General features: G+C 52.3%; 12 protein-coding genes and 1 tRNA gene. 5 read left to right on the top strand and 8 right to left on the bottom strand.

The features are described from left to right. Positions 1 to 351, bottom strand: a 351-nt coding sequence (locus CKL79_RS22945) for a hypothetical protein (RefSeq protein ID WP_141242258.1), incomplete at its 3' end; no start/stop codon positions are given. Between the two features lie 121 nt (positions 352 to 472). Here CKL79_RS22945 and CKL79_RS20185 point away from each other — a divergent pair. Continuing rightward, positions 473 to 1,402, top strand: coding sequence for a TIGR01777 family oxidoreductase (locus CKL79_RS20185; RefSeq protein ID WP_121971355.1), 930 nt, complete (start codon positions 473 to 475; stop codon positions 1,400 to 1,402). On the opposite strand, the gene CKL79_RS20180 is transcribed toward CKL79_RS20185, so the two are convergent. Beyond that, the gene (locus CKL79_RS20180) at positions 1,399 to 2,754 is read right to left on the bottom strand and encodes a cobyrinate a,c-diamide synthase (RefSeq protein ID WP_121971354.1); all 1,356 of its coding nucleotides are present in this window, start codon (positions 2,752 to 2,754) and stop codon (positions 1,399 to 1,401) included. The two genes, CKL79_RS20185 and CKL79_RS20180, sit on opposite strands and share 4 nt — an antisense overlap. A 402-nt stretch (positions 2,755 to 3,156) precedes the next feature. On the opposite strand from CKL79_RS20180, the gene CKL79_RS20175 reads away from it, so the two are divergent. Then, positions 3,157 to 4,056: a Sll0314/Alr1548 family TPR repeat-containing protein gene (locus CKL79_RS20175; RefSeq protein ID WP_121971353.1), complete on the top strand. Its 900-nt coding sequence runs from the start codon at positions 3,157 to 3,159 to the stop codon at positions 4,054 to 4,056. Positions 4,057 to 4,178: 122 nt separating this feature from the next. Here CKL79_RS20175 and CKL79_RS20170 read toward each other — a convergent pair whose 3' ends face one another. Together CKL79_RS20170 and CKL79_RS20165 are read right to left on the bottom strand one after the other, a co-directional pair. Continuing rightward, on the bottom strand, positions 4,179 to 6,005 hold the full coding sequence (locus CKL79_RS20170) for a phospholipid carrier-dependent glycosyltransferase (protein ID WP_170944135.1): 1,827 nt from the start codon (positions 6,003 to 6,005) through the stop codon (positions 4,179 to 4,181). 267 nt (positions 6,006 to 6,272) lie between these two features. After that, positions 6,273 to 8,027 (bottom strand): ABC-ATPase domain-containing protein, encoded by a 1,755-nt coding sequence (locus tag CKL79_RS20165; protein WP_121971351.1) that lies wholly within the window; start codon positions 8,025 to 8,027, stop codon positions 6,273 to 6,275. A gap of 213 nt (positions 8,028 to 8,240) precedes the next feature. Between CKL79_RS20165 and CKL79_RS20160 the strand changes: the two genes are divergently transcribed. The 3 genes from CKL79_RS20160 to CKL79_RS20150 all read left to right on the top strand — a co-directional run bounded on the left by CKL79_RS20160 (position 8,241) and on the right by CKL79_RS20150 (position 13,277). After that, positions 8,241 to 8,747, top strand: a complete 507-nt coding sequence (locus tag CKL79_RS20160) for a hypothetical protein (RefSeq protein ID WP_141242257.1) — start codon at positions 8,241 to 8,243, stop codon at positions 8,745 to 8,747. 426 nt (positions 8,748 to 9,173) lie between these two features. Then, the gene (locus CKL79_RS20155; protein WP_121971349.1) at positions 9,174 to 11,642 is read left to right on the top strand and encodes an ATP-dependent Clp protease ATP-binding subunit; all 2,469 of its coding nucleotides are present in this window, start codon (positions 9,174 to 9,176) and stop codon (positions 11,640 to 11,642) included. A 123-nt stretch (positions 11,643 to 11,765) separates the two neighbouring features. Next, the gene (locus CKL79_RS20150; protein WP_121971348.1) at positions 11,766 to 13,277 is read left to right on the top strand and encodes an FAD-dependent oxidoreductase; all 1,512 of its coding nucleotides are present in this window, start codon (positions 11,766 to 11,768) and stop codon (positions 13,275 to 13,277) included. Between the two features lie 44 nt (positions 13,278 to 13,321). Here the strand turns inward: CKL79_RS20150 and CKL79_RS20145 are convergent. The 4 genes from CKL79_RS20145 to glyQ all read right to left on the bottom strand — a co-directional run bounded on the left by CKL79_RS20145 (position 13,322) and on the right by glyQ (position 16,523). Beyond that, positions 13,322 to 13,408: transfer RNA gene (locus CKL79_RS20145), tRNA-Ser, on the bottom strand. A gap of 36 nt (positions 13,409 to 13,444) precedes the next feature. After that, entirely contained in the window at positions 13,445 to 15,010 is a 1,566-nt protein-coding gene (locus tag CKL79_RS20140; RefSeq protein WP_121971347.1) for a ComEC/Rec2 family competence protein, read from the bottom strand. Positions 15,011 to 15,079: 69 nt separating this feature from the next. Continuing rightward, complete coding sequence (locus CKL79_RS20135) at positions 15,080 to 15,556, bottom strand: DUF4079 domain-containing protein (RefSeq protein WP_121971356.1); 477 nt, start codon at positions 15,554 to 15,556, stop codon at positions 15,080 to 15,082. Positions 15,557 to 15,614: 58 nt separating this feature from the next. Next, entirely contained in the window at positions 15,615 to 16,523 is a 909-nt protein-coding gene (glyQ, locus tag CKL79_RS20130) for a glycine--tRNA ligase subunit alpha (RefSeq protein ID WP_121971346.1), read from the bottom strand. Positions 16,524 to 16,864: the final 341 nt, after the last annotated feature.

Here is a 16,864-nt window from a genome sequence, read left to right as displayed (position 1 = left end):
CCGTTTGAGCAACAGTGGCAGCGCTCTGAGACGTTGCCTAAGTGGGATGTGACGATTGTTCCGATATGAACGGTAGATTATTTGTTTGCGAGTCCCTAAGTAGGCTTTGTAGTTTACCGAAAGATCAGGTGGCGCATCTTTTATACATCCGATGAGTCCAGCCTGCTCGAACGCCTCGTAAGGCGATTGCGTCGTTTTAGAAGTTATTTCATCAGATGTTTGCTCAGTCTCTGAATGAAGTGCTTTTTGTTGCAAACGAGTCACAAATTCAGCAGCTTCTTGCAAGACATCTGCCGGTAGAGCTTGTATCTCTTCTAATAGTTTTTGACGTTGCTGTTCTACCGCATCCATTTTAAGCGGACTCCAACCAAGGTTTTTTGCTCTATCAACTCTATCTTACGTTCTGTACTCTGTGACTCCTTAGCTCGCTACTATGAAAGGCAGTTAACGAACGCAGGAATACAGCCTAGCTATGAAAATTGCCATTACGGGTGCTACAGGGTTTGTGGGTTCTCGGTTGGTCGCTCGCCTGGTGGATGAAAGCCATGAGGTAAAGGTGCTCACTCGCAACGTAGAAAAGGCCCGTAAGACCTTTGCAGCGAGTAAGTTTAAGCCTTTGGGATATGTAGCTTACAAGCCGACAGAGTCGGGTGATTGGCAGGCGGCGATTTCGGGTTGTGATGGGGTCGTTAATTTGGCGGGTGAGCCGATTTCTGAGCGATGGTCGGCTGAGCGTAAACGGCGGATCATTGATAGCCGCCAGATAGGAACGCAAAAGCTGGTAGAGGCCATTAAAGACGCTGAGCAAAAGCCTACTGTGCTGGTGAGTGCTTCGGCAATTGGCTTCTATGGCACGAGTGAGTCGGCGGAGTTTTTAGAAACGAGCGAACCAGTAGAGAATGATTTCTTGTCTAAGGTCTGTCAGGGCTGGGAGACGGCGGCTCGGAAGGCCAAGGACTACGGAGTACGGGTAGCGATTATTCGCACGGGCATTGTGTTGGGGGAAGGGGGTGCGATCGCCAAAATGATCATGCCTTTCAAGCTATACGCCGGGGGACCTATTGGCAGCGGCCAACAGTGGTTCTCCTGGATTCATATTGATGATTTGGTCAATCTTTATCTGCAAGCGTTGCTCGACTCGTCTATGCACGGTGTATACAATGGCACCGCGCCAGAGCCTGTGCGGATGAAAGAGCTGGCCGATACTTTGGGAGAAGTGATGGATCGCCCTTCCTGGTTGCCTGTGCCCGACTTTGCGATTGAGGCGCTGCTAGGCGATGGGGCGGTAGTGGTGCTTAAAGGACAAAAGGTATTGCCAGAACGAACGCAGGCAGCGGGCTTTTCGTACCAATATGACAAAGCTAAGAATGCTTTGAAGGATGTAGTAGAGAAAATTGGCTAGCGCAATGCTTTTGCCTGCTCGCACTGCTGAATGAAGTTTTGGGCAATGTCTGGCCGATGCCCCCAATGCAGGTGAACGTAGGAGGCATGGAGGTTGCGCTGGTGATAGCCCTCTGAGGCGGGTTGCTCCACTGCACCCCAATATCGCTGCGCGGTGTAAGTAGGTTGTCTGAGCTTTTCTACTACAGCAGATCTGTGAAATTCGTGGCCGATAACAGGTTGTCCTTTTTTAAGTAAAGGGCCGTCGTTGAGAGCGATCGCCTTTCGATATCCCAGTACCAAACGCCCGCCCATCTCCACCGTCTGCGGAATACTCCCCACCATCGGCCAGGACTTCCCTGCGAAATCAGTCAGGCTCTGGCTGAGGTACATCAGCCCGCCACACTCTGCATAGGTCGGCATGCCTCGCTCAATCGCCTGCCGAACTGCCGTCATCATCGGCCTATTTTCACTGAGACGAGCCGCAAACACCTCCGGAAACCCGCCGCCAAAATATAGCCCATCAGCCTCGGGCAAGTCTTTATCGTCAAGCGGGCTCCAGTTAAGCAGCTCCGCGCCCTGAGCTGCAAGGGCTTCAAGGTTGTCAGGATAATAAAAGTTGAACGCTGAGTCGCGGGCGATCGCAATCCGCACCCTTCTCTCTTCCTCCTCCTGCCTCTCCCGGTGGCTGAGCGCAGTCGAAGCCAATAACCGCTCCAACTTCCCCCAATCAAAACACTGCTCCCCCAACCCAGCCAGCCGTTCAGCAATTTGCTCAAACCCGCTAACTTCCCCGGTCGGCACTAAACCCAGATGGCGATCTGGCAACTGAACATCTTTTTCCCGACGAAAAACGCCGAAAATCGGCATGTTAATCGCCTCTAGAGCGTCACGCAATAGCTGAAGATGGCGATCGCTCCCCACCCGATTCAAAATCACCCCCGCTACATTTACCCGAGCATCAAAGGTTCGATATCCCTGGACTAGCGCGGCAAGTGACCTGGACATCCGAGCGCAGTCCACCGCTAGCAAGACTGGCAAACCCAGCAGCCGGGCTACATGCGCTGTGCTGGCCGTATCGTCCGTCCCCGTTGCCCCATCGAATAAACCCATCACCCCTTCAATCACCGCATAGTTGGCGTTGGTGCAATGAGCGCGAAAGCTTTGTTGAACGTAGCGTTCACTGGTAAGGATAGGGTCCAGGTTATAGCAAGGGCGACTTGTGACGGCGGCATGGAACATCGGATCGATGTAATCTGGCCCTACTTTGAACGATTGGACAGCACATCGACGGTTTTTAAGCGCGGCGAGTAGCGCCAGCGTGAGGGTAGTTTTGCCGGTGCCGCTGCGATCGCCCGCGAGAATAATGGCCAAGACAATTCGGATAAAGAATAACGAGAGACGTAGGAATTAGCGTCTGGGTTTAGCGCTATGCCACCTGCGAGAGCTTCACAATCTAGGCGCGATCACCAAAAACGACTGGATATACTTTACTCGAAGAAAGTCTGCCTAACGATTCTTGCCACCCTTTCATTGCCCTGGCCTAGATTAAGAACATTGCCCTGGCCTGAATAAGAAAGATCGCCTGATCTCTCTCATCCGCGCTCACGCCAACAGGGGGTTCACCTGCGCTTTTTTGCACTACCGGCGTCTGCCATGTCGTCTATCAGTTTTGGGCACAGTCTATTGCCGTAACGTTTCATACCAAATACGATGGCTATTCAAAATTCTCATTCCCTGTCGTTGCCTCGACGACTCTCGCACCCAGGCCGAACTATGCGTAAGCTCGCTACTCGGGCTGGAAGTGGACTCTTGGCCTTAGGGCTCAGCCTCAGTGTGGCCCTGCCCTCACTCGCTGCTGATCCCTTTAGAACGACTTCACCTCACGACATTGGCGACAATACAGAAGCAGCGTTTAAAGCCATCTTTAGAGACGGCGACTATGTTGGCGCTCGCGAATATCTGGAGCAGGCTAAAACAACCGAAGATGATGAGCCATTGGTTCATGCCATGCTCGCCTCTATGGCCTATCTGGATGCCGATTGGGATGAGGTCGCCAACCGTGCTGAACTGACTAAAATCAAGGCGCAAGCGCTAGTCGCTACCGATCCGCTGCGGGGTCATCTGTACACGGCAGTTGGCATCTTTTTAGAGGGCGCACATGTGCTCAAAACCCGAGGCGTCGCCCGAGGCACACCCACTGCCCTAGCCATGCTACAGCGTGTCTTCAGCGAACTAGATAAGGCTGAAAGTATTGATCCTAACGACCCGGAACTCAATCTGCTCAAGGGCTACATGGATCTGATGCTAGCCGTCAATTTGCCTTTCTCAAATCCAGCAGAGGCGATCGCCCGGATGGATCAGTACGGCAGCCCGATCTATCTCAGTCAGCGCGGTATCGCTATCGGCTATCGCGATTTAGAGCAGTACGACGAAGCGATCGCCGCCGTTAATCAGGCGCTCGGCGCGGCTCCCGAAAACCCTGAGTTGTTTTACCTTAAAGCGCAGTTGCTTGCTCGTCAGGGGGCCCGAGAGGAAAGCGTCGCGCTATTTAACCAGGCGCTAGACTATGCCGACCAGCTACCCCAGCCCCTAGTGCAGCGAATTACCTGGGAAGGCTGTGTCGCTGAAGGGACGGCGAGTGACGAGTGCTCAGAATTAGTGGGCTACAACTAGACGCTTTGCGAAGTGCATGGCCGCTCTGTCTTGAAAGGTCTAAGCCGTGATGACTGCCTAGACCTTTTTTGTTTATCCTACTTCTGCGATCGCTAGCTGTCATTGCCTCCCGCCTGATAGCCCTAGCTTCGACAGATGTAATGCACGTAGCCGAAAGAGCCTTTGTTGCCCCCCTTGCCTGTCGGCATGGTGCAATTTTTATCCTGCATATCTGGGCTAAATCCTAGTAACCACAGGTCAAAGGGGCGAGCTACCGTCGCCAAGCTGAGTGATAGTTGGGCTTTGGGATCTATATTTTTAGCGACATTATTTTCAGCGATGACGAATCGGGGCGGGACTTCCCAGCGGTGGACGGGGCTGTCAGGATTGAAATTGCGCTCAATCTCCCACGCAACTGACATAATTTCAATGCCAATGACGCTGGGCTGATCAGTTACTACCGCCTGGGTAGCCATCACGACTGGCAGCGTAGAATCTGCCTGAATTAATCGGATGAGTCGATCTGCCTGGTAAAACTTCAGATTGGAAAGGTTATTGACAATGATTTGAGAGCTGATAAAGCCAACGCCAATGACTAATGCTACAAACGCGCGTCCGCTGATGGTGCGCTTGCCAAACGGTAGCTTGACCTGGCTAAAGCGGCGATTGTCGGTGTCTGTTTGATAATCACTCAGCTGTGTAGCAGGTGTTTGAGGGGATGACCATAGCGGTGCTAACCCTATCCCCACTAAAATGAGAATGCTTGGAAAAAAGACAAAGCTATAGCGATGGCCTCGGGTGATATCAAAATCAAGACCGTAGCAAATCAGCAAAAACAGCACGTTTGCCATGATAAAGAAGCCGCCCATTGCTTGCATGCCGGGTCGGAACTGAGGCTGTGTCAGTTGAAACTTGAGCGTATTTTTCAAGGTGGCGACTAGCCAAATAGCATAGACCAGCAGCACAACGCAGCTGACCACGATGACGACAACTGCCTGCCAGCTGTAGCCTCGGGTGACCGGTGAGAGCACCGCGTATAGCCAGCCAGCTAAAGACTGCACAATTGGGTTGATCCAATACTGCCAGTCTTTCGATCCCGGCTTTAGAAAGCTGGTTTGAGGGCTGCCGTAAAAGTTGAGCAAGATCGGTAGCCATAGTAAAGCCCCGGCTAGCGTTCCGGCAGCGGCGCTGTAGATTCTGAGCCAGGGCGATCGCAGTCCTTCTTTCAAATCAAACCGCCGTCTCTGTGGCCCAACCCAGCATTGCCGTATCAGCATCACCAGCAGTGTCAGCCCTTCTGCTATCAGCGTCAGCCCGCAAAAGTAATGAATCGTTAGTCCCAGCACGTTGATCATCACCCAGATCAATACCGTGCGCCAGTTTAGAGCCCGGTGCTGCTGTAACGCTTGCACTGCGACTACAAAGCAGCACAACGAGGCGATCACCGCCAAAATTGCCAGGCTGTAATGACGCGCTTCTTGAGATAGAAACACGCTAAAAGGCGAGACGGCCATCAGCGCCGCGCAGATCAGCCCTACCGAGCGACTGCGAAAGCTTAGCCACCCCAGCAGATAGGTAGCGGGCACAGCCAGCGCTCCAAAGATGGCTGGCAAAGCGCGTTCGGCCCACAGTGAGGCATAGCCCTGCTCCCCCGGGAAAAGCGACATCCACCAGTGCGCGAGGACAAAATAGGTAGGCGGATGATTATCTTCTGCTAACAAGTGCAGGATTACGTCGCCTGCGGTTGCGCCGGGTGTGATCTGCAAGGGCCGCAAAATTTGCTCAAGGCTGATAACTTGATTGAGCGGAATCATCCTTGAGGCATTGCCCAAGCTAAAGAGCGTAGTGGCTACCTCGTCCATCCAGGCAGGCTTAGCGGCAAGATGGGTCAGACGAATGGCTAGCGCGATCGCAAACCAGAGCAGCAGCCACAGTGCTAACCGACCTGACTTATCTGTATTGTTGCTCATGCTTTTATCGCCCATGTTTTATCGCCCATGCTGTATTGTCCATGCTGTATTGGAGGTGCGAGTATTCGTGCTGCTGGTGACGATGTCTGACCAATCAATCTTGCCACGAGCGGACCGATCATAAAAAAAGCTCCACCTGCATATTCCCTCAGGAATTAGGCAGATGGAGCTGAGACGCAGTTAGGAGGTATCTTGCCTATACCTTATCGACTCTATTCGCAGTCAGGTCAGGGTTTAATAAGTTCTGAATCTGAATCTTGCTAAGGATTAGGCAATTTGGGTGGTTTTCAGCGATCGCAGTCGATTGATCGCAGCTGCCAGCTCAAATCGCCGAAATGTGGCTAAATTCCCTACCAGCCAGCTCTCACTGCCGCTATCTGCCAATAAGGCATCGAGCCCACCTCGCTCAACGTCTGCCATCACCTGGTCTAAGACTTCGCTAAGCGATCGCTGACCGTCAAAATAGTAGCGCTGGGCATAGATCATGGCCTGAGCGATCGCCCGCACCTGATGAACTTCGACAATTTGCTCGATTGCTCTAAGGTCAATCTCTTCGTGCCCTAGCATGAGCGTGTCTTTGCGAACCTTGACTTTCAGCGAACGGTTCCCTTTGGGGGGCGGTAGGCTATCTGGCAAAATGGCTCTCGGGGTGATACGGCCAAAATGCTGCCCGCCTTCTGGCTGCCGCTGGTGAGGGTCTGACTGGGCAATCAGCCGTGCCTGCTCAGTCACAATACGCGGCTGATAGTTTTCCATCGCAATCACCGCGTCAGCCACGCCAAAATAGTCGCCGCTGCCGCCCATGACCAGCAGGGTAGAGATGCCATAGTCGTCATATAGCTGGCGTACTTTATCGACAAAAGGCGTGATGGGCTCCTTATCTTTAGCAATCAGCGCCTGCATATTGCGATCGCGAATCATAAAGTTGGTGGCCGCCGTATCTTCATCAATCAGCAGCACTTTTGCGCCTGCCTCTACCGCTTCTATGAGCCCAGCGGCTTGAGACGTACTGCCGCTGGCATTCGCGCTCGAAAAGCTAGCCGTCGATTTTCTACCGGATTTCTCTGCCAACTGGCCACCTTGAGGTAAGTGAGTAATGACAGGAGAGATGTCTACTCCTGCCACACTGCGCCCGTCTTCAGCTCTCAGTTTGACAGTGCCAGGGTGGCTGACGACCTGCTGGCGACCGTCTCCCGGCACATGCGCGTAAATGCCCTGTTCAATCGCCCGTAGCAGCGTGGACTTGCCGTGATAGCCACCGCCCACAATTAGCGTCACACCAGCCCGAATGCCCAGTCCTTTTACGCTGCCACTGTGGGGCGTTTCTAATTCAAAGCAGGCGTCAGCGGGCGGGACAAAAAGATCAGCCTCGCCGATTAAAGGGCGTTCATCGATGCCACTGCGACGTGGCAAACAGGCCCCAGCCGCGACAAAGGCAACTAGACCGTGCGGCTCTAGCTGGCTTCTCAGCGCCACCGCGTCTTCCAGATTGTGTATATGGCAGGTGAGTGCAGCGTGATCCAACGCCGCGTACGGAAGACAGCGCTCTACCAGGTGAGGAATGTCTTTGCACAGTAGCGCCGCCGCTGCTCGGCCAGCAATGCGTCTGCCAAAGGCCGGTAGCCCAACTGTCAGCCTGACTTCTATGGCCTCAGTATCGACCCAAACCGCTGTACGCCTCAGTATGGCCTGGCTTGGGGCTGCAATCTCGATATTACCGCTTTTGCCAGAGCCCCGTTTTTGCTGCAAAGACTGGGCCACTTGAGCGACTTGTCTAGTCAGATAGTCAGCGATCGCCGTTTGCGAAACATAATCAGTTAGCCACTGAGACGGAAACTGGGCCACCGTTTGAGACAGTCTGATGCGAATGCGACTCGGGGCCGCAAAGGGGTCTCCCTGTACGTAGTCCACGGTTAGATCGAACTGAGGAAATGCGTAATTCTCTTTAATCGCTCTGTAGTCTCGATAGCTTCGGCCTTCTAAATTGTTTAGCCGTTTTTCTAGTAACTGCCAGTCTTCCATCTATTTGATGACTTATTGGTTTTCTTTTGACCCTTAGAAGTCCTACTTCTAGCAGAGTCATCCCCAGATTAACAGTTGTTATTTTTGTTACATAGATACTTCTCAATGAACAAAAATAAAGACTGATACACCTAAGCCTCAGGCACATTCATTTTTATCTTTTACAAGTTTTGAATTCGCCTCCAGGCTTTAACTCAGTCCGCCTTAATAGATATGAATGTGAACCCCATGGCCTCTATAAAAAGTGTTTCTACCCGAACTGGTTTACTTAAGCGATCGCTCCTAGCGGTGGCGGCTCTTGGCTTAGCCTTTCCTGGCGTGAGCGTAGCCCAAACCGCCGCTCCACAGGCATCTGCCACTCGAACGGTCTTAGCAGATGGAACCTACTTGTTTGGTCAAAGTCCTGAGCCAGGTGAGATCGGTGCTACCTATGCCGTACTTTCAGTAGAAAACAATCAGACAGTAGGGGCGTTCTATCAGCCAAGCTCTTCATTTGACTGCTTTTCTGGTCAGATAATGCCTGATAAGTTAGCGGTAAATGTCGTCGATAGTTACGATCAAACGGTGCATCCTTACTCTATCGCCCTTGCCGTTGACGATTCCCCGGTTGTAGGTGCGGCAGCGGGCGCTTACGGTTTAGAAGGGTTCCACCGCATTGAGAGTATCAGCGATCAGGATCAAGAAATTCTGGGAGTCTGTCAGGCTGATCTTGCTCAGTAGCAGGCTGATATCTATCTTCTAAGCTCAATATTTAACGGCTAAACGGCCAGTGATCAAAGCAGATCGCTGGCCGTTTTCTGCACAGGGTCTGTCTAAGGGAGCGAAATGGGTAGTCCGAAGAGACGTAATTTGGAGGATGTCAGGTGGTAATTAAGTTTTGTATCATATAAACTCATAAACGAGCATCTCTTCAAAACCTGGCTCTCACCGGGAGGTTACGGGAAACACACCATAGGGTACGGCTCTCTCTAGTGCCAGAAGACATGAGATGCAAGTATATTGACAACAAGTAGATAAATAACTTAACGAACGCAAGCGCGGATAAATGAGCCGTCTGCTTAGATAGGATGCTTCTAACATTGGGTTGGCGGCAGCTAGTCGAGGTAGTACGTTAAGCCATTAAAACGGGTTAGAGGTCTCCCCAATATGTTTGAGCATTTTACAAACACAGCAATCGCGGTCATCATGCAGGCGCAAGAGGAGGCCCGTCGCCTGGGTCATAATTTTGTCGGCAGTGAGCAGCTGCTGCTCGGCATCATCAAAGAAAATACCAGTATTGCTGCAAAGGTACTGGATGAATTTGGCATTAACCTGGCCAACGCTCGCACTGAGGTGGAGTCGATTATTGGTCGGGGATCGGGCAATGGCCCGGTAGAAATTCCTTTCACACCTAAAGTTAAGCAGGTGTTTGAGCAGGCTTTTCAAGAGGCTCGCAAGCTCGATCATCCTTACATTGAGCCGGAGCATCTGCTGCTGAGCCTGACGCAAAACTCTGAGAGCGTCGCCTACCGGGTAATCGCCAATCTGGGCGTCGATCCTGAAAAGATTCGAACGCAGCTAGTGCGCGTCATCGGCGAAAGCACACCGGTGCCTTCCGGACGGGTAGGCGCAATTGGCAAGGCCGAGCGCAAGACTGAGGGCAGTGTCCTGACCGAGTACGGTACTGACCTAACTGCGGTTGCGGCTGAAGGTAAGCTAGACCCGGTGATTGGCCGCAGCAAAGAGATTGAGCGGGTGGTACAGATTTTGGGCCGTCGGACTAAAAACAATCCGGTGCTCGTGGGTGAGCCTGGTGTGGGTAAGACAGCGATCGCCGAAGGATTGGCCCAGCGAATTATTAATCAAGATGTGCCTGAAGCACTGATTGACCGCCGCGTTATTAGCCTGGACATGGGTTTACTCGTGTCGGGTACTCGCTTCCGAGGAGACTTTGAGGAGCGTATCACTCAGGTAATTGATGAGGTGCGCAAGTCTGAGGATGTCATTCTGGTGATTGATGAGATTCACACCCTGGTTGGTGCCGGTTCTTTAGAAGGGGGCATGGACGCCGCCAACTTGCTGAAGCCCGCTCTGGCGCGAGGCGAGATGCAGTGCATTGGGGCGACAACGCTCAATGAGTATCGCAAGTACATCGAAAAAGACGCTGCGCTAGAGCGACGCTTTCAGCCGGTGATGATCGAGCCGCCTTCAGTCGAAGATACGGTCGAAATTCTCTACGGTCTGCGCAGTCGCTATGAGCAGTTCCACCGCCTTAACATCACTGACGAAGCAGTAGAGGCTGCGGCAGCGCTGAGCGATCGCTACATCACCGACCGTCACCTGCCCGACAAAGCCATCGATCTGATTGACGAAGCCGGTTCACGAGTCCGTCTGCGCTATTCAAAAATTATCCCGGCGAGCGAGCTGCGGAGTGAATTGCGCCAGATACAAAAAGACATCATTCAGGCGGTTCAGCTGCAAGACTTTGATCAGGCGGCCACTTTGCGAGAAAGCGAAGCGTCTTTGACTGAAAAAATTCAAGACACCTTAGAAGGCGATGTAAAGATCACGCAAATTCCTCAGGTGAGCGATGAAGACATTGCCGATATCGTTTCTTCTTGGACGGGCGTACCGGTCAATGCCATTACCGAGACCGAATCGGCGATGATGATTCACCTGGAAGACACCTTACATGAGCGGGTCGTAGGTCAAGATGAAGCGGTTACAGCCGTCTCTAAAGCCGTTCGTCGTGCTCGTGTGGGTCTGCGTGGCATGGATCGGCCCATTGCCAGCCTGGTATTCTCTGGCCCGACAGGGGTCGGTAAGACTGAGCTAGCCAAAGCTCTTGCGCAATCGGTCTTCGGTTCTGAAGAGTCGATGATCCGCTTGGATATGTCTGAATTCATGGAGTCTCATACGGTCTCCAAGCTAATCGGCTCTCCCCCAGGATTTGTCGGCTATGACGAAGGCGGTCAGCTAACTGAGGCCGTGCGTCGCAAGCCCTACAGTGTCATTCTGATGGATGAAATTGAAAAGGCTCACCCCGACGTGTTTAATATCCTGCTGCAGGTGTTAGATGACGGTCGCCTGTCCGACTCTAAGGGCCGTGAAGTCAGCTTTAAAAATACGCTGATTATCATGACTTCTAATATCGGCTCCAAGGTAATTGAAAAAGGCGGCGGCGGATTAGGCTTTGAGCTATCGGGTGACGATGGTATGACCAGCCGCTATAACAACATTCGCAACCTGGTGAATGAGGAGATGAAGCAGTTCTTCCGGCCTGAGATGATCAACCGGATCGATGAAATCATCGTCTTCCGTCAGCTCACTAAGGACGAAGTGAAGGAAATCGCTGAAATCTTGCTGAAGCAGGTGAGTGCGCGGCTGGGCGATCGCAATCTTTCCTTCAAGCTTACTGACGCCTTCAAAGACCGCTTAGTAGACGAAGGCTACGATCAGCGCTATGGTGCGAGACCCTTACGCCGGGCCATTTCTCGTCTGGTTGAAGATCATCTGGCCGAAGCGATTCTGGCAGGTACGCTTAAAGATGGCGATACAGTTGTCTTTGACATCGACAAAGAAGGCGAGATTGTAGCGCTGCCCGAGCGTGAGCCTGCCTTGGCCGGTGCGAAATAGCATTAGCTCTCCGCAGCACACCTGCTGCTGGTGAATGCATAAGTTAAAGCCACGGAAATTTCCGTGGCTTTTTTTCAGATACGTGATCCCCACGTTACAAGCCCTTTTTCCTACTGACTTTTTATGTCTCAGCCGCCCTCTCCAAAAAAGATCGTTATCGTCGGTGCCGGCTGGGCGGGGCTAGGAGCCGCTCATCATCTGGCTAAGCAAGGCTATGAAGTCTCTTTGCTAGAAGCCGGGGCTCAGCCGGGTGGGTTGGTCGCTGGCTGGCAAACAGCTCAGGGTCGCTCGGTCGAAGCGGGCATTCATGGCTTCTGGTACCCCTATAGCAACATCTTTGCCCTGACCGATGAGCTGGGTATTCAGCCCTTCACGCCCTATACCCGCTCATCTCAATACTCCCCGGCGGGTCTCGAAGTAGAGTCACCTATTTTTCAGCGTCAGCCTTACCTGCCAACGCCATTGGGCACTTTTATCTACACGCAGTTCAAGCGAATGCCGCTGGTAGATCGGCTGTCTGCACTACCGCTACTCTATGCGCTGGTAGATTTTGACAACTCTGACGAGGCTTGGAAACGTTACGACTGTGTCACTGCTCGTGAACTCTTTAAGCAGTTTGGCGTTTCTGAACGACTGTACAAAGAGTCGTTTGAACCGATGCTGCTAGTCGGTCTATTTGCTCCTGGCGAACAGTGCTCGGCGGCAGCGGCTCTAGGAATGCTTTATTACTTCATTCTGGCCCATCAGCCCGACTTTGACGTGCGCTGGTGTCGGGGTACTGTCGGCGAAATGATCTTTCGCCCTTGGGTCGAACAGATAGAAAAAGCGGGTGGGCAAATCTTAGCCAATCACCGAGTAACCGATGTGCGAGTCGGTGCGGATAACACGATCAACGCAGTGATTTGTGACGACGAAGTGTTTGAAGCCGATGCGGTGATTTTTTCGGTGGGGATCACGGGAATGAAGAAAATTGTGGGACAGAGTGAGGGGTTGCGCAAACGCCCCGAATTTCGCGACCTTAGCAACCTAAATGGTATAGATGTACTTGCGGTCCGCCTCTGGTTCGACCGCAAAATTGATATTCCTTTGCCCTCAAATGCCTGCTTTGGCTTTCATGAAACCACCGGCTGGACTTTCTTTGACCTCAACGCTCTCCACGATGAGTACCAAGATGAACCGGGCACCGTCGTCGAAGTCGATTACTACCACGCCAATCAATTGCTAAATCTCAGCGACGAGCAAGTGATTCCACTCGTACAAAAAGACTTAGCAGGCTGCATTTCAGCTTTCGGCAGTGCCAAAGTGACAGACCATAGCGTTATTCGCATCCGTCAGGGCGTTAGTCACTTCGCCCCAGGCAGCTATCGCTACTTGCTACCTGGCACAACTAGCTTTAGCAATGTGTTTATGAGCGGTGACTGGATTGTGACGCGCCACGGCTCCTGGTCTCAAGAAAAAGCCTACGTGACTGGGCTAGAAGCGGCCAATCGTGTGATTGCTAAGTTTGGCAGCGGTCAACCGGCAAATGTTATTCCGATTGTTCCAGATGAACCTCACATTCAGGCTGCTCGCACCGTCAATCGCGCTGCTCGTAACATTAGCCAGCAGGTCTTCCCCCAATTTTGGCTACCTTAGTGCTTTAGCAGTTGTTGCAACTCCCAAAACTGGTTATTAATCAACGGAGAGGGAGGGATTCGAACCCTCGTTAGGTTTGACCCTAAAACAGTTTTCGAGACTGCCGCATTCAACCACTCTGCCACCTCTCCAAAAGTGTAGACTGGTGGTCTATATCTTACACCTATTTACCGGCTAATCTGGGCCAAATCTATCGCGCTGTCTACCTTTTGCCGTCGCCATAGCCAGATGCAGATGGCTGCATACACGCCATAGCTAGCCACTACATGCGCTGCTGTAAACCCTTCAAAGGCGACTGAGTTGCCCGGTAGCTGATTGAATTTTTCTACCAGCCAGATGAGTAGGTGAATCGGGTAGTAGAGATTAGCTGCGATCGCACTCCCCCCAACCGGCCAGATGATTGCAGCGATCGCACTTACAAATCCACCCATGCTAATCAGCACCACCAGCGGCGTCGCTATCATATTCAGCAAAATGCTGTACGACGGCAGCACCTCAAAATAATATAGCTGCAGCGGAATCGTCCAAAAATACGCTGCCATCGGCACTGCCAAGACCGTCGCCACATTGACCGGCAGCCAGTCTAGCCATTCCATGAGCTTAGGCACAGTCAAAATCAGCCCCAAAGTCGCCATCGCGCTGAGCTGAAAGCCGACATCCCAAATCCACTGAGGATTACACAGCAAAATTAGGTTCACTGCCACCAGCAGACAGCCTAAAGGCTTTACCTTTCGCTGCAAGGCAAGACCCGTTAAGGCACCTGCGCCCATTACTGCAGCTCGGACAACGCTAGGCTGCAATCCGGTGAGTCCGACGTAGATGGCTAGGGATATGAATCCAGCGATCGCTTGAGTCTGAGGTCGGCGCGATCGCAGAGCGCCTAAGACCAACCCCAGTATCAAAGACACGTGAAATCCAGATGCTGCCAGCGTATGCGCTAGTCCTGCTTGAATAAAACTATCCCTAATCTCATACGGCAAATCCACCGCTCGTCGGCCCAGCGTCATCGCACTCATCAATCTTCCAGCAGTCTCTGTTTCGTCAGATTCCTTTAGCCAGTGCCCCTGCGCATTCACAATCCGCTGCCTGAGCCGCCACGGTGCCCATCTCGGCGGCGTCTGATTAGGCGAAACCTCTACCCAGTGGGTTCTAAATCCCGCAAAACATCTTTGCTTAGCTAGATAATCACCGAAGCTAGATTTATCCGCATCCCGCCCATCATCGAGCGCATAGATTTCTCCTTTTAGCTCTACAAACTGGCCTGGATATAACGGCTCACGCTTTTCTGATGGAGTCGCTGTCACATATAGCTTTCCGCTGACGCTGCGAGGTATTTCACTAAAGCTTTGCTCCCCCACGCCTCGAATGGACTGAGCCTGCAAGAAGAATCGCTCCTTCTGCTGACGAGTTGTTTGCGGCATGTCAATCACCTGCCCTAGTACCCACTGCTCCTGTCGGGAGACAAATCGACTAACATCGTTCGGTGCAGGGTGAGGTGATCGCCCAATACAGTAGCTAGCGCCCACTAATGCAATTAAGCCCGCTATCCACCATTGGCGAGCCGTCGGCCCCAACCGCCAGAACCGGGGCACCACGCAGCCACTGAAAATGCCCAGCAATAAAATTGCGCAGCCAACCACAGACACCCCAGAGACACGAACATCCGTGATCCCCGTTGCCAGCAGTCCCAGAAGATAGGCCCAGCTGATAACCAAAACTCCCCAATGCGTCATGCTCCCATCCCACCAATTCTCTTGGTTTAGGGAGCCCAACGGTAGGCGATCGCTATCTCTGCATAAGCCCTAAATAGAAAGGCCCATCTGAGTGCCAAAGAAAGCGTGGACTATCAGTAGAACCAGAGTCGTACTACCGATGTAAGCATGGGCCGATCTCAGCGTTTCGTTGCCTTTGCCGAACTTGGTTGCCGCGATAATTGCGTTTGTGGTGAGGAGTGCGATCGCCCCCATCCCCGTCCAAAAATGCGGACTCTCCAAAATCGGCTCATCCTGCATCACCAGCGACAAAATTCCACCCGTCGCACCCAACACGATAAAGAGATACATCAGCGGTGCAATCTTCGCGTGGTTCTGCTTTTGCTCAATCGCAACGCCCGTATCGGTCGCCAATCGCCCCTGCCAGCCCGCATAAGCCGCGAACCCGCCCATTACAAACACCACAATCGCCATCATCACCGGATGCCCCCAATGCACAATTGGCTCAGGCAGATTGAACTGCGTAAACCAATTAGCGATGGGTTCTAAATATCCTCTCAAGGCCATGCCCACAGTTTTTTCCTCAGAGGTATCACAATACTTAACATGTTGTCCGTAGGTCATTCTAGGCCGATGCCGCTTTAGAATCTGCCAAAGTCTCAGCCGGTTGCGTCAACAAAGGAAATCCTAACTTTTCTCTTTGCTCTAGATACAGCTGCGCGACCTTTCTCGCTAGCCCCCGCACCTGCCGAATATAGCGCGTTCGCTCAGTCACCGAAATCACGCCCCGCGCATCCAGCAGGTTAAACGCATGAGAGCACTTCAAGACATAGTCGTAGCTCGGCAGCACCAGCTCTCTGTCCATAAGCTGCTCGGCCTCCTGCTGGTACAGATCAAATAACTTAAACAGCAGCTCCGAGCTAGAGGCTTCAAAGTTATACGTTGAGTTCTCGATCTCTGCCTGCATGTAAATATCGCCATAGGTCAGTTCATCATTCCACTGAATCTTGGCCATCGTATCCACTTCCTGCAAATACATCGTCAGCCGCTCCAGCCCATAAGTGATCTCAATCGAGACCGGACGGCAATCTAGCCCCCCGCACTGCTGGAAATAGGTAAACTGCGTCACCTCCATCCCATCTAGCCACACTTCCCAGCCCACACCCCAAGCGCCAACCGCTGCATCCTCCCAGTTGTCCTCCACAAACCTGACATCGTGATCCTCAGGCATAATGCCTAACGCCCGCAGCGACTCCAGATATAAGTCCTGAATATTGTCAGGTGAGGGCTTAATCAGCACCTGATACTGAAAATAATGCTGGTACCGATTAGGATTCTCCCCATACCGACCGTCAGCCGGTCTTCTGCAAGGCTCCACATAAGCAACCGACCAAGGCTCCGGCCCAATCGCCCGCAAAAACGTATGAGGACTCTTCGTCCCAGCCCCCTTCTCCGTATCGTAGGGCTGCATAATCACACATCCCCGCTCAGCCCAAAACCCATTTAACGTAGCAATCACAGACTGAAAATTCACCGCGCATTCCCAAACACACTTTCAACACCTTATACAGTGTTATCCCCAACGCCAACAAACCAGCCTACAAAAAGCACCCAAAAAATAAAAAGCCCCCAGAAGAATCCGGAGCTTTTTAGCTAAGAAACTGACCGAGCATATTTGTGAAGTTTTAAAACCTATATGCGGCAAGGGATACAACCATTTTCGATTTTTTTTGAAAAATCAGTTGACACTCCCCGTCAAAGGGCGTTATATTCATTAGGCGCTGAAGGGAGCGACCGCCACGGCGGTTACTACCGGAGGCGAGGAGTAGCACCTAGAAAAGCGAATAATTTGGAAGAGAGAATTAACGAGACCCT

Source organism: Leptolyngbya sp. BC1307 (assembly GCF_002286735.1).
Lineage (GTDB): Bacteria > Cyanobacteriota > Cyanobacteriia > Phormidesmidales > Phormidesmidaceae > Phormidesmis.
The sequence above is the reverse complement of the archived record's forward strand: the minus strand, read 5'-3'. Positions and strand labels throughout refer to the sequence as shown.

Excerpts from the sequence above, each read along its gene's own strand:
- CKL79_RS20185 (WP_121971355.1), top strand. The coding sequence starts at position 473 with ATGAAAATTGCCATTACGGGTGCTACAGGGTTTGTGGGTTCTCGGTTG.
- CKL79_RS20175 (WP_121971353.1), top strand. The coding sequence starts at position 3,157 with ATGCGTAAGCTCGCTACTCGGGCTGGAAGTGGACTCTTGGCCTTAGGG.
- CKL79_RS20170 (WP_170944135.1), bottom strand. The coding sequence starts at position 6,005 with ATGAGCAACAATACAGATAAGTCAGGTCGGTTAGCACTGTGGCTGCTG.
- CKL79_RS20165 (WP_121971351.1), bottom strand. The coding sequence starts at position 8,027 with ATGGAAGACTGGCAGTTACTAGAAAAACGGCTAAACAATTTAGAAGGC.
- CKL79_RS20160 (WP_141242257.1), top strand. The coding sequence starts at position 8,241 with ATGAATGTGAACCCCATGGCCTCTATAAAAAGTGTTTCTACCCGAACT.
- CKL79_RS20155 (WP_121971349.1), top strand. The coding sequence starts at position 9,174 with ATGTTTGAGCATTTTACAAACACAGCAATCGCGGTCATCATGCAGGCG.
- CKL79_RS20150 (WP_121971348.1), top strand. The coding sequence starts at position 11,766 with ATGTCTCAGCCGCCCTCTCCAAAAAAGATCGTTATCGTCGGTGCCGGC.
- CKL79_RS20140 (WP_121971347.1), bottom strand. The coding sequence starts at position 15,010 with ATGACGCATTGGGGAGTTTTGGTTATCAGCTGGGCCTATCTTCTGGGA.
- CKL79_RS20135 (WP_121971356.1), bottom strand. The coding sequence starts at position 15,556 with ATGGCCTTGAGAGGATATTTAGAACCCATCGCTAATTGGTTTACGCAG.